The organism is Pseudomonas brassicacearum (genome assembly GCF_918698105.1).
Lineage (GTDB): Bacteria > Pseudomonadota > Gammaproteobacteria > Pseudomonadales > Pseudomonadaceae > Aquipseudomonas > Aquipseudomonas brassicacearum_F.
In genome coordinates this window covers 1-12,889 of sequence record NZ_CAKKMI010000007.1, presented here as the reverse complement: position 1 = coordinate 12,889, position 12,889 = coordinate 1, and the positions used below count along the sequence as shown (strand labels likewise).

The window sequence follows — 12,889 nt, the reverse complement described above, 5'->3', positions numbered from 1 at the left end:
GCGACTCGGTTGTTATTGATGCCTATAAAAAACAGATTCTCGTGGAGCCTCGCTGATGAAATCCTATGAAGTCAACTTTGACGGTCTAGTGGGGCCGACCCATAACTACGGCGGGCTCTCGTACGGCAACGTCGCGTCCCAGAGCAACAGCCAACAGTCCTCCAACCCCAAGGAAGCGGCGTTGCAAGGCCTGGCGAAAATGAAAGCGCTGATGGACATGGGTTTCCAGCAAGGTGTGCTGGCGCCACAGGAACGCCCGGACGTGGCGGCCCTGCGCCGGTTGGGCTTTGCCGGCAGCGATGCCCAGGTCATCCAGCAGGCCGCGAAAGAAGCCATGCCGCTGCTGGTTGCCAGTTGCTCGGCCTCCAGCATGTGGGTGGCCAACGCCGCCACGGTCAGCCCAAGCGCCGACACCGCCGATGGTCGCGTGCATTTCACCGCCGCCAACCTGAACTGCAAATACCACCGCAGCATCGAACATCCGACCACCAGTCGCGTGCTGGGGGCGATGTTCGCCAACCCGCAACACTTCGCCCACCACGCCGCCTTGCCGGCGGTGGCGCAGTTCGGCGACGAAGGCGCGGCCAACCACACCCGTTTCTGCCGCGCCTACGGCGAGGCCGGTGTCGAGTTCTTCGTGTTCGGTCGCAGTGCCTTCGACACTCGTTACCCTGCACCGCAGAAATACCCGGCGCGCCAGACCCTGGAAGCTTCCCAGGCCGTTGCCCGCCTGCATGGGCTCAGGGAGGAGGGCGTGGTGTACGCCCAACAGAACCCATCGGTGATCGACCAGGGTGTGTTCCACAACGACGTGATCGCGGTGGGCAATGGCGAAGTGCTGTTCTATCACGAGGACGCGTTTCTCGAGACCGAGAAGATGCTGGCCGAATTGAGCAGCAAACTCGCCAAGGTCGGTGGGAAATTTCAATCGGTGTGCGTACCGCGTTCGGCGGTCACCGTCGATGATGCGGTACGTTCCTACCTGTTCAATAGCCAGTTGCTGTCGCGTCCCGACGGTTCGATGCTGTTGATCGTGCCGGAAGAATGCCGTAGCAACGAACGCGTCTGGCAATACCTGCAAGGCCTGACGGGCGCTGGCGGGGTGATTCGCGAAGTGAAGGTCTTCGACCTCAAGCAAAGCATGCAGAACGGTGGCGGCCCGGCTTGCCTGAGGTTGCGCGTGGCCCTCAATGAAACCGAGCTGGCGGCCGTCAACCCAGGGGTTATCATGACCGCGCCGCTGTACGATTCGCTGACCCAATGGGTCGAGCGGCACTACCGCGACCGCATGACCGAAAATGATCTGGCAGACCCGCAGTTGCTGCTCGAATGCCGTGCGGCACTGGATGAACTGACACAAATCCTTAAACTTGGCGCGGTTTATCCTTTCCAGATCAATTGAAAGCGCGCGCGACCTGACTACAGTCAAAGCAGGGCGCGTTGCCTTATCCCCAGACGAGAATGTAAAGACATGAGCGATACCCTGCAGCTGATCCTTGAAGACACCGACGGCACCCAATTGGAAACCTCCTGCACCCGCGTCGCGGTGATGTGGCAAGGCAAGGAGTTGTGGATCCAGCAGGATGGCCGCGGTCAGTTGCTGATCGGCGTCGATGTCGAGGAAGGGGACGAGGAATACGCCAACCTGCTGTTGCGTCCATTGGCAACCAACCTGGTCAGCCTGCAACTGGAAATGGAACCGGCGGACGTCGGCGACGATGACCATGTCCATGGCCCGGATTGCGGCCACGACCATTAAGGAAACCGCGCTATGCTCGCCCTCGGCAAACTGCTTGAACTGACCCTCGCCGGCCGTGAACCGGCGGAGAAGACTCAACTGACTGTCGAAGGCGTACGGATGCGCTGGTTGAGCGAGGGCGCGCTGGAGGTCAAGCCGCCCGAAGCCCGGGACAACGGCCTGGACCTGCTGCTGTCGGCCGGTATCCACGGCAACGAAACCGCGCCGATCGAATTGCTCGACCGTCTGCTGCATGACATTGCCCGTGGTGATCTGAAGCCGCGGGCACGCATTCTGTTCCTGTTCGGCAACCCCGAGGCCATCCGGCGCGGTGAGCGTTTCGTCGAACAGGACGTCAACCGGCTGTTCAATGGTCGCCATGAGCTGAGCGGCGGTCCTGAGGCGCTGCGGGCCTGCGAGCTGGAGCGCTTGGCCGCCAGTTTCTTCAGTCGGCCGGAACGCAGCCGCTTGCACTACGACCTGCACACTGCAATTCGTGGCTCGAAGATCGAGCAGTTCGCGCTCTATCCATGGAAAGAAGGTCGCCAGCATTCACGCCGTGAGCTGGCACGCCTGCGTGCCGGAGGCATGGAGGCGGTGCTGCTGCAGAACAAGCCTTCCATTGTGTTCAGCGCCTACACCTACGACCAGCTCGGTGCCGAGTCCTTCACCCTGGAACTGGGCAAGGCCCGGCCATTCGGGCAGAACGACGGCGTCAATGTCGGCCTGCTGGAAACCCGCCTGCAACAGATCATCGAGGGCAACGAGCCGGAGCTGGATGAAGGGCTCGACGGCCTGCAACTGTTCAGCGTGGCTCGGGAAATCATCAAGCACAGCGACAGTTTCCGCCTGAACCTGCCGGCGGACATCGAGAACTTCTCGGAATTGGGGAAAGGCTACGTGCTGGCCGAAGACATCGCCCAGACCCGCTGGGTGATCGAAGAAGAGGGTGCCCGGATCATCTTTCCGAACCCCAAGGTCAAGAATGGCTTGCGGGCCGGGATCCTGATCGTGCCGGCGACCGATGAAAACCTGATCTAAAACCCACACCGAACTATTGTGGGAGCGAGCTTGCTCGCGATAGCGATGTATCAGTCAACATTAATGCAGGCTGAACCACCGCCATCGCGAGCAAGCTCGCTCCCACAGGTTTTTTAGCGGCTTTTAGACCGCCACCGCCCGCTGCTCACTACGGCGCAACGCCCGGGTCTTGTGCAACGTATCGGCGCAGGTCTTCGCCGCTTCCTGGCCCTTGTGCACGAAATGCTCGAAGAAGAACTTCTGATGTTCTTCCCCAGCATGGAAGTGATGCGGCGTGAGCACGACCGAGAACACCGGCACTTCGGTTTCCAGCTGGACCTGCATCAGGCCACTGATCACCGATTGGGCGACGAACTCGTGACGGTAGATGCCACCGTCCACCACCAGGCCGGCGGCGACGATGCCGGCGTAGCGGCCAGACTTGGCCAGCAGCTTGGCGTGCAGCGGAATCTCGAAGGCGCCACCGACTTCGAAGAAGTCGATATCACCTTCCTGATAACCCTGGGTGATCATTTCGGCGACGAAGCCTTTACGGCTCTGGTCGACGATTTCCTTATGCCAGCACGCCTGGATGAACGCGACGCGCTCGCCCGGATGACTTTTGCTTTTGCTGTCGATTGCAGTGGGTTGCATGTTCTGGTTCCTGTTTGTGTGAAAAACAGGGCGTCATGAATCGAAGGGGATTCGAGGGTACGTCGCGCGCAGGCAGCCGCAGACGGCCCTTGGGTGCCAATCCCGTTCTCTCTTCATCCGGACTATGACCGTCGGCCCCGGAATCACACCGGGTCTGCTGACCTTGCCGCTACACCCTGAAAAAGTGGTGCACCGCCAAGCGCTCGCGGGCTATGCGCGTTGCGTGCAATTACCGCCGGTGGGGAATTACACCCCGCCCTGAGAACGTTTTGCCGTCACGCTTTGTGACGGCGGACGATTTTTAACACATAACCCCTTGTGGGAGCGAGCTTGCTCGCGATGGCGGTGGATCAGCTTGCATCGCTGCTGAATGTGCCGCCGTCATCGCGAGCAAGCTCGCTCCCACAGGGTTTTGAATAATCTGTTGGTTCGTGTCGTCCTGGGCTTGATTATTCCTCGCCATGCCCGCAGTAATTGCCCTTCGAAAGGGAATTCCCCTCCACCTGAGCCCGAGGCCAGATTCATGAGTGTTATCGATCTTCGCAGCGACACGGTCACCCAACCTACCGCCGGCATGCTGGATGCCATGGCCAGTGCGCCGACCGGCGACGATGTGTATGGGGAAGACCCGACCGTCAATCGCCTCGAAGCCGAACTGGCCGCGCGTTTGGGGTTTGCCGCAGCACTGTTCGTGCCCACGGGCACCATGAGCAACCTGTTGGGGTTGATGGCCCACTGCGAGCGCGGCGACGAATACATCGTCGGCCAGCAGGCCCACACCTACAAATACGAAGGCGGCGGTGCGGCCGTGCTCGGTTCGATCCAGCCCCAGCCCCTGGAGGTACAGGCGGACGGTTCCCTGGACCTGGCGCACGTCGCAGCAGCGATCAAGCCCGATGACTTCCACTTTGCCCGCACCCGCCTGCTGGCCCTGGAAAACACCATGCAGGGCAAGGTGCTGCCGCTGGAATACCTGGCGCGGGCCCGGCGTTTCACCCAGGAACATGGCCTGGCCCTGCATTTGGACGGGGCCCGGCTGTACAACGCCGCGGTCAAGCTGAATGTCGATGCTCGCGAGATCACGCAGTACTTCGATTCGGTGTCGGTGTGCCTGTCCAAGGGCCTCGGCGCGCCGGTGGGCTCGGTCCTGTGCGGCAGCGTCGAGCTGATCGGCAAGGCCCGCCGGCTGCGCAAGATGGTCGGGGGCGGCATGCGCCAGGCCGGGATTCTCGCGGCGGCGGGGCTGTACGCCCTGGAGCATCAGGTCCAGCGCCTGGCCGATGACCACGCCAATGCCCAGCGGCTCGCCGAGGGCTTGCGTGCGGCGGGTTACGAGGTCGAGCCGGTGCAGACCAACATGATCTACGTGCAAATGGGCGAGCGGGCCGAGGCGATCAAGGCCTTTGCCGATAAACGAGGCGTCAAGCTCAGCGCGGCGCCACGCCTGCGAATGGTGACGCACATGGACGTGAGCGCGGCGCAAATCGACCAGGTGATCAGCACTTTCGTCGAATTTTCCCGCCAGTGACCCGTCAACCGGGCCAATTGACAGTTTCTATCGCATAAACACGCTGTACCCCACGCGAAGGGCCGATATAATGCGGCCCTTTGCCGTTGCTTCGTCTGTTGACGTTTTGCACAGGCCTTTGGCCGCAGCCTCCGTGGAAGAACCTAATGAAAAGCGCAGAAATCCGTGAAGCCTTCCTTCGCTTCTTCGAAGAGCAAGGCCACACCCGAGTAGCCTCCAGCTCTTTGATTCCGGGCAACGACCCGACCCTGCTGTTCACCAACGCGGGGATGAACCAGTTCAAGGACTGCTTCCTGGGCCAGGAAAAACGTGCCTACACCCGTGCGGTGAGCAGCCAGAAGTGCGTGCGTGCCGGCGGCAAGCACAACGACCTGGAGAACGTCGGTTATACCGCTCGTCACCACACCTTCTTCGAAATGCTGGGTAACTTCAGCTTCGGTGACTATTTCAAGCGCGACGCCATCACCTTCGCCTGGACCTTCCTGACCTCCGACAAGTGGCTGAACCTGCCCAAGGAGAAGCTCTGGGTAACGGTCTACGCCACCGACGACGAAGCCTATGACATCTGGACCAAAGAAGTCGGTGTCCCGGCTGAGCGCATGGTGCGCATCGGCGACAACAAAGGCGCGCCTTACGCCTCCGATAACTTCTGGACCATGGGTGACACCGGCCCGTGCGGCCCGTGCACCGAGATTTTCTACGATCACGGCGCCGACATCTGGGGCGGCCCACCCGGCTCGCCGGAAGAAGACGGCGACCGCTACATCGAGATCTGGAACAACGTGTTCATGCAATTCAACCGCACCGCCGATGGCGTGTTGCATCCGTTGCCAGCGCCGTCGGTCGACACCGGCATGGGCCTGGAACGGATCAGTGCGGTGCTGCAGCACGTTCACTCCAACTACGAAATCGACCTGTTCCAGAGCCTGCTGAGCGCGTCGGCCCAGGCCATCGGTTGCACCAACGACAACCAGGCATCGCTCAAAGTGGTGGCCGACCACATCCGTTCCTGCGGTTTCCTGATTGCCGACGGTGTGCTGCCTTCCAACGAAGGCCGCGGTTATGTGCTGCGCCGGATCATCCGTCGCGCCTGCCGTCACGGCAACAAGCTGGGCGCCAAGGGCAGCTTCTTCTATCAGATCGTCGCGGCATTGGCGGCCGAGATGGGCGATGCCTTCCCGGAGCTCAAGTCCCAGCAGGCGCACATCGAACGTGTGCTCAAGGCTGAAGAAGAGCAGTTCGCCAAGACCCTGGAGCAAGGCCTGAAGATCCTCGAGCAGGACCTGGCCGAGCTCAAGGGCAACGTGGTCCCGGGCGATGTGGTGTTCAAACTGTACGACACCTACGGTTTCCCGATGGACCTGACCGGCGATATCGCCCGCGAACGCAACCTGACCCTCGACGAGGAAGGTTTCGAGCGCGAGATGGACGCCCAGCGGGTGCGTGCGCGTTCCGCCAGTTCCTTCGGTATGGACTACAACAGCCTGGTCAAGGTTGACGTGGCCACCGAGTTCACCGGTTATGCAGGCACCACCGGCTCGGCCAAGATCGTTGCCATCTATAAGGACGGGCAATCGGTCGACATCCTGAGCGAAGGCCAGGAAGGCGTGATCGTGCTGGACAAGACCCCGTTCTACGCCGAATCCGGCGGCCAGATCGGCGACAGCGGTTACCTGCAGGCGGGCAACTCGCGTTTCGACGTGCGCGACACCACCAAGACCGGCGGCGCCTTCCTGCACCACGGCGTGCTGGCGTCGGGCAGCCTGATGATCGCCGCCCCGGTGGCCGCCCATGTCGACGCCGAGGTCCGGCATGCCACGTCGCTGAACCACTCCGCCACGCACTTGCTGCACGCGGCGTTGCGCCAGGTGCTGGGCGAGCATGTCCAGCAGAAGGGTTCGTTGGTGGACAGTCAGCGCCTGCGCTTCGACTTCAGCCATTTCGAAGCCATCAAGCCTGAGCAGCTCAAGGCGCTGGAAGAAATCGTCAACGCCGAGATTCGCAAGAACTCCCCGGTGGAAACCGAAGAAACCGACATCGAGACCGCCAAGCGCAAGGGCGCGATGGCGTTGTTCGGCGAGAAATACGGCGACAGCGTGCGCGTGCTGAGCATGGGCGACTTCTCCGTTGAGCTGTGCGGTGGCATCCACGCCAACCGGACCGGTGACATCGGCCTGATGAAAATCATCAGCGAAGGTGGCGTGGCATCCGGCGTGCGCCGGATCGAAGCGGTCACCGGCGCGGCGGCCCTGGCATACCTCAACGCGGCCGAAGAACAACTCAAGGAAGCGGCCACCCTGATCAAGGGCAGCCGCGACAACCTGATCGACAAGCTGTCGGCTGTGCTGGAGCGCAACCGCCTGCTGGAAAAGCAACTCGAGCAGTTGCAGGCCAAGGCCGCCAGCGCCGCGGGCGACGATCTGTCGGCCCAGGCGGTGGACGTCAAGGGCGTGAAAGTGCTGGCCGTGCGTCTGGACGGCCAGGATGGCAAGGCGCTGCTGGCGCTGGTCGATCAACTGAAAAACAAACTCGGCCGCGCAGTGATCCTGCTCGGCAGTGTCCATGAGGAAAAGGTCGTTCTCGTCGCAGGCGTGACCAAAGACCTGACTGGCCAACTCAAAGCCGGTGATTTGATGAAGCAAGCCGCTGCGGCAGTGGGCGGCAAGGGCGGTGGTCGTCCGGACATGGCGCAAGGCGGTGGTACCGACGTCGGCGCACTGGACGCGGCACTGGCCCAAACCGTTGCATTTGTAGAGCAGGGCATTTAAGGCAGCGCCGCGGGCTCGTGGTCTAGTCACGGGCCCGACCGCTGTTGAGTGATTATTGGGCGCCCTTCATGGGCAGAGGCGGCTTTGAAATGGCTTTGATCGTACAGAAATTTGGAGGCACCTCGGTCGGCACTGTCGAGAGAATCGAACAAGTCGCCGACAAGGTTAAGAAATTCCGCGAGGCGGGCGATGACCTGGTGGTTGTGCTGTCGGCAATGAGCGGCGAGACCAACCGTCTGATCGATCTGGCCAAGCAAATCAGCGGCGACCAGCAACCGGTTCCGCGGGAACTGGACGTGATCGTTTCCACCGGCGAGCAGGTGACCATCGCGTTGCTGGCCATGGCGCTGATCAAGCGTGGTGTGCCGGCGGTGTCCTATACCGGCAACCAAGTGCGTATCCTGACGGACAGCGCGCACAACAAAGCGCGTATCCTGCAGATCGACGACCAGAAGATTCGTGGCGACCTCAAGGCTGGCCGTGTCGTGGTCGTCGCCGGTTTCCAGGGCGTGGACGAGCACGGCAACATCACCACTCTCGGCCGTGGGGGTTCCGACACCACGGGCGTAGCGCTGGCAGCGGCCCTCAAGGCTGATGAATGCCAGATCTACACCGATGTGGACGGCGTCTACACCACCGATCCACGCGTGGTGCCTGTGGCCCAGCGCCTGGACAAGATCACGTTCGAAGAAATGCTGGAAATGGCCAGCCTCGGTTCGAAGGTGCTGCAGATCCGGGCAGTCGAATTCGCCGGCAAGTACAACGTTCCGCTGCGCGTTCTGCACAGCTTCAAAGAGGGTCCGGGCACCCTCATTACTATTGATGAAGAGGAATCCATGGAACAGCCGATCATTTCCGGCATCGCTTTCAACCGCGATGAAGCCAAGCTGACCATCCGTGGCGTGCCAGACACCCCCGGCGTGGCGTTCAAGATTCTCGGCCCGATCAGTGCCGCGAACATCGAAGTCGACATGATCGTGCAGAACGTCTCGCACGATAACACCACTGACTTCACCTTCACCGTGCACCGCAACGACTACCAGTCTGCCGAAGCGATACTGAAAAAAACCGCTAGCGAGATCGGTGCCCGGGAAGTGGTGGGCGATACCAAGATTGCCAAGGTCTCGATCGTCGGTGTCGGCATGCGCTCCCACGCAGGCGTAGCCAGCCGCATGTTCGAATCCCTGGCCAAGGAAAGCATCAATATCCAGATGATCTCTACCTCGGAAATCAAGGTTTCCGTGGTGATCGAAGAGAAATACCTGGAACTGGCCGTGCGCGCCCTGCACACGGCTTTCGAACTCGACGCACCTGCCCAGCCGGGCGAGTAAAGCGTTGTCCGAAGGGCGCGGTTGGACCGCGCCCTTTGTTTTTCTGAATGGCGCGTCCCAAAACTGTTCTTTTGCCCGCGCTGGTCAATACTAGGCCTGTAGGCTTCGACCGTTTCGGTTGTAGGTCCAATGCCTTTTTTTTGCAGACTGTTGTCCCTTAGTGAATTGCGTGAGGAGAAAGGTATGCTGATTCTGACCCGTCGGTGTGCAGAAAGCCTGATTATTGGCGATGGCGAAATCACCGTGACCGTGCTTGGCGTCAAAGGAAACCAGGTGCGTATCGGCGTCAATGCCCCGAAAGAGGTTGCTGTACACCGCGAGGAAATTTACCTGCGTATCAAGAAAGAGAAGGACGACGAACCAAGCCATTAATTTTTATCGATTTTTATGTTTGCAAACGGGGATGAAGGTGGTTAATATACGCCCCGTGTTGCGGAGAGCTGGCCGAGTGGCCGAAGGCGCTCCCCTGCTAAGGGAGTACACCTCAAAAGGGTGTCGGGGGTTCGAATCCCCCGTTCTCCGCCATTATTCGTTTAGTGCGTCAAAGCCTGGCTTGTTCAGTAAGTGATTGAAATTACTGAAAAAAGCGCTTTACAAAAGGAATTGACGACCTATAATGCGCGGCAACAAATGCACTCGTAGCTCAGCTGGATAGAGTACTCGGCTACGAACCGAGCGGTCACAGGTTCGAATCCTGTCGAGTGCACCATTTAAGAGTTGTTTGCAGCAATGCAATTAACTTGGCTTCAACCAGTTGTGATCTGGTATAAAACCACAACCTGCACTCGTAGCTCAGCTGGATAGAGTACTCGGCTACGAACCGAGCGGTCACAGGTTCGAATCCTGTCGAGTGCACCAAACACCAAGAAGCCCGCGTTTAACGCGGGCTTTTTGCTGTCTACGATTTGCCTTTCACGCACCCCCTTTCATCGAACACGACCTCTGCGCTGCGACCTTTCTTGGCCTTGTAGGTATACCGTGTGCTCGAATTCCGAATTTTGATCGAGTCTGGCTTGCCCAGGGCGCTCTCTACGTCCTGTTGGCTCATGCCGGCGATGATGCGTCGGTCCAGGATGGCGTCGCGGCGTTGCCTGGCGTCGATGAGGTTGCCGCAGCGGTCCTGGAACTGGCCAACCACGGTCGGTTCCTTGCGCGTGATTTTGTTGCCGGATGTTTGCCCGTGCTCCGCTTCGGGCAGCATCGCCTCGCTCGTCGGTTCGGTCGAACCCGGGCGGTATGGATGAATCTGTTGTAGCGACAGGGCCTCTCCTGGGCCGCAGCTCAGGGTGGTGAATGTCACGTGCCCTGCGGTGTTTTCGCAGCGATGCACGGTCTGCCCGGCAGCCCACAAAGGCAGGCAGGGCAAGCAGGCGAGCAGGAACAGGCAATGGTTTGGATGCATCCGGTCGTCCTCCTTGACGGTGCAGAAGAGAAGGGTAGTCGCTGCATTTCTGCCGCGGCGTGTGTTTTCTTTTCCGGATAAGTCGTCGTAAAGGAACAGGTTCAGCCTGTGTTCAGGTTTGTCTCGCAAGCGCTTGTTCTTGCCATGATTTTTTAGCGTTTTAAAGCGTCAAGCGGTGTATCATTGCGCCCGTCAGCCCCGCCGGGGCTTTGGAATATCTCCATGGACTTACCCAGTAGTTACTCAATATTTAGTTTTGCCAATCATGAATTGACTGATTGATCCTTCCGGCGTGCTCCACTGCTGGGAGTGGAGTTCGCCTATGACCCAAGTAGAAGTAAAAAAAACGCAGGAAAGCCTTCAGGATCGCCTCGCTCAAGTTATTGAGCTGCTGCAGCGCCAGCGGGTCGTCGAAGACCTGACGCATCGCCAGGAAGGTCCGCATCATGACCGGGTCGAGAACCTGGTCCACCGGCAGAATCTCGTCGAGCTGCAACGCAAGCTCGATGATCTGCACTCCGCCGACGTCGCCTACATTCTTGAAGCCTTGCCACTGGAAGAGCGCCTGACGGTCTGGCAGTTGGTCAAGGCTGATCGCGACGGTGACATCCTGCTCGAAGTGTCGGACTCGGTTCGCGAAACCCTGATCGCCGACATGGATGATCACGAGTTGCTGGCGGCGGCCAAGGAAATGGACGCCGACGAACTCGCCGACCTTGCGCCCGAATTGCCGCGGGACGTTGTCCACGAACTGATGGAGGCCCTCGACGGCCAGCAGCGTGAGCGTGTGCGCTCGGCGTTGTCCTACGACGAGGAGCAGGTCGGTGCGCTGATGGACTTCGAGATGGTGACGATCCGAGAGGACGTCAGCCTTGAAGTGGTCTTGCGCTACCTGCGTCGCCTCAAGGAGCTGCCGGGGCATACCGACAAACTGTTTGTGGTCGACTACGACGGCGTGCTCAAGGGCGTTCTGCCCATCAAGCGTTTGCTCGTCAACGACCCGGAAAAACAGGTGGCCGAGGTGATGGCCAGCGATCCGGTGAGCTTTCACCCGGACGAAGACGCCTATGATGCGGCCCAGGCGTTCGAACGTTATGACTTGATTTCGGCGCCGGTGGTCGACAAGAACGGCAAGCTGATCGGCCGTCTGACCATCGATGAAATGGTCGACTTGATTCGTGAGGAAAGCGAAAGCGAAGTCCTCAACATGGCCGGTCTGCGCGAAGAAGAAGACATCTTCGCCTCGGTCTGGAAGTCCCTGCGTAACCGCTGGGCCTGGTTGGCGATCAATTTGATCACAGCGTTTGTTGCCTCCCGGGTCATCGGCCTGTTCGAAGGCTCCATCGAGAAGCTGGTGGCGCTTGCGGCGCTGATGCCCATTGTCGCCGGTATCGGTGGCAACTCTGGCAACCAGACCATCACCATGATCGTCCGCGCCATGGCGCTGGACCAGGTCAGTACCGGTAATACCTCGCGGTTGATGCGCAAGGAACTGGCTGTGTCCTTGATCAACGGCGTGATTTGGGGCGGTGTGATTGGTGTGGTGGCTTATCTGCTCTATGGCAGCTGGTCGCTGGGGGTGGTCATGACGGCCGCGATGACGCTCAACCTGTTGTTGGCAGCATTGATGGGGGTCCTGATCCCCATGACATTGGCCCGCATGGGGCGTGACCCTGCCATGGGCGCCAGTGTGATGATTACCGCGGTGACTGACAGTGGCGGGTTCTTCATTTTCCTGGGATTGGCGACGATTTTTCTGCTTTGAGTCGCCCATCAAGAAAACCGCCTGTTTGGCGTAATACTGTCCACTTAGAAAAAACGGCGCTTCCTTCAAAAATGGGAAGCGCCGTTTTTTTGCGCCTTCTTTTGGATTGCGGGGCGTCAAGACCAAAGACAAGAGCAGCAGGCAGGTCCAGCCTCTATGCAACTGCACCACCCCTATCGCGAGCAAGCTCGCTCCCACATTGGATCTTTGGCAGGCACAAAATCCGTGTGCACCGCAAAACCTGTGGGAGCGAGCTTGCTCGCGATGACGCCGGCAAGCCCAACATCCATGTGACTGAACCACCGCCTTCGCGAGCAAGCTCGCTCCCACAATTGGATCGGAGTACGACCGGAAGAACCAGGTCGGCTATAAGGCCGCCTCGTGGGGGACGTTGATCTCGGCGCCCCGTTAACCACGCTGGCCGAACGCAGGCATTGTGCAGTGGGCACCTCGGCACGGATGCCGAGGTAGCCGCGCTGGGCCATGGATGGCCCTTCGCGGCGGGCCCACGGAGCAATGCCGGAGTGAGGGCACACCGAGCCTAGGCGAGGTGCCGAGTGGTGGGGCAAAAGCGTTTTGCTTACTTTTGACTGGGCCGGCTTCCGGGCTTTTCAAAAGTGAGCCGCCGTAAGGGCGGAACCCTAAGCCGCCGTTACCGAAGAAACGGATATACACACCAACCC

Annotated in this window: 10 protein-coding genes, 3 tRNA genes and 1 riboswitch; of the genes, 11 read left to right on the top strand and 2 right to left on the bottom strand. The window is 60.1% G+C overall.

What is annotated here, in order from left to right:
- Nucleotides 1-55: 55 nt before the first annotated feature.
- The 3 genes from astB to astE all read left to right on the top strand — a co-directional run bounded on the left by astB (nt 56) and on the right by astE (nt 2,779).
- On the top strand, nt 56-1,402 hold the full coding sequence (gene astB, locus LQ215_RS04555) for an N-succinylarginine dihydrolase (protein WP_230147562.1): 1,347 nt from the start codon (nt 56-58) through the stop codon (nt 1,400-1,402).
- A 69-nt stretch (nt 1,403-1,471) separates the two neighbouring features.
- The gene (locus LQ215_RS04550; RefSeq protein WP_003178862.1) at nt 1,472-1,759 is read left to right on the top strand and encodes a hypothetical protein; all 288 of its coding nucleotides are present in this window, start codon (nt 1,472-1,474) and stop codon (nt 1,757-1,759) included.
- A gap of 12 nt (nt 1,760-1,771) precedes the next feature.
- Nucleotides 1,772-2,779, top strand: coding sequence for a succinylglutamate desuccinylase (gene astE / locus LQ215_RS04545; RefSeq protein WP_230147561.1), 1,008 nt, complete (start codon nt 1,772-1,774; stop codon nt 2,777-2,779).
- Between the two features lie 123 nt (nt 2,780-2,902).
- Here the strand turns inward: astE and LQ215_RS04540 are convergent, their stop codons facing one another.
- On the bottom strand, nt 2,903-3,412 hold the full coding sequence (locus LQ215_RS04540) for a 6,7-dimethyl-8-ribityllumazine synthase (protein WP_230147560.1): 510 nt from the start codon (nt 3,410-3,412) through the stop codon (nt 2,903-2,905).
- A gap of 100 nt (nt 3,413-3,512) precedes the next feature.
- A riboswitch (FMN riboswitch) is annotated at nt 3,513-3,682 on the bottom strand.
- A gap of 253 nt (nt 3,683-3,935) precedes the next feature.
- On the opposite strand from LQ215_RS04540, the gene ltaE reads away from it, so the two are divergent.
- The 7 genes from ltaE to LQ215_RS04505 all read left to right on the top strand — a co-directional run bounded on the left by ltaE (nt 3,936) and on the right by LQ215_RS04505 (nt 9,897).
- Nucleotides 3,936-4,940, top strand: a complete 1,005-nt coding sequence (ltaE, locus tag LQ215_RS04535; RefSeq protein ID WP_230147559.1) for a low-specificity L-threonine aldolase — start codon at nt 3,936-3,938, stop codon at nt 4,938-4,940.
- A gap of 146 nt (nt 4,941-5,086) precedes the next feature.
- Nucleotides 5,087-7,708 (top strand): alanine--tRNA ligase, encoded by a 2,622-nt coding sequence (gene alaS / locus LQ215_RS04530; protein ID WP_230147558.1) that lies wholly within the window; start codon nt 5,087-5,089, stop codon nt 7,706-7,708.
- 89 nt (nt 7,709-7,797) lie between these two features.
- A complete protein-coding gene (locus LQ215_RS04525) occupies nt 7,798-9,039 on the top strand; it encodes an aspartate kinase (RefSeq protein ID WP_230147557.1) in 1,242 nt (413 codons plus the stop codon).
- Nucleotides 9,040-9,222: 183 nt separating this feature from the next.
- Nucleotides 9,223-9,411 carry a carbon storage regulator CsrA gene (gene csrA, locus LQ215_RS04520; protein WP_003178872.1) on the top strand — a complete coding sequence of 63 codons (189 nt, stop codon included), beginning with the start codon at nt 9,223-9,225 and terminating at the stop codon, nt 9,409-9,411.
- A gap of 62 nt (nt 9,412-9,473) precedes the next feature.
- Nucleotides 9,474-9,564, top strand: a tRNA-Ser gene (locus LQ215_RS04515).
- A gap of 107 nt (nt 9,565-9,671) precedes the next feature.
- Nucleotides 9,672-9,748 (top strand) — tRNA-Arg (locus LQ215_RS04510).
- 72 nt (nt 9,749-9,820) lie between these two features.
- Nucleotides 9,821-9,897: transfer RNA gene (locus tag LQ215_RS04505), tRNA-Arg, on the top strand.
- A 40-nt stretch (nt 9,898-9,937) separates the two neighbouring features.
- Here LQ215_RS04505 and LQ215_RS04500 read toward each other — a convergent pair.
- Entirely contained in the window at nt 9,938-10,441 is a 504-nt protein-coding gene (locus LQ215_RS04500; protein WP_230147633.1) for a cell envelope protein SmpA, read from the bottom strand.
- A gap of 322 nt (nt 10,442-10,763) precedes the next feature.
- Between LQ215_RS04500 and mgtE the strand changes: the two genes are divergently transcribed.
- Nucleotides 10,764-12,206, top strand: a complete 1,443-nt coding sequence (gene mgtE / locus LQ215_RS04495) for a magnesium transporter (protein ID WP_014339800.1) — start codon at nt 10,764-10,766, stop codon at nt 12,204-12,206.
- The last annotated feature ends 683 nt before the right edge of the window (nt 12,207-12,889 follow it).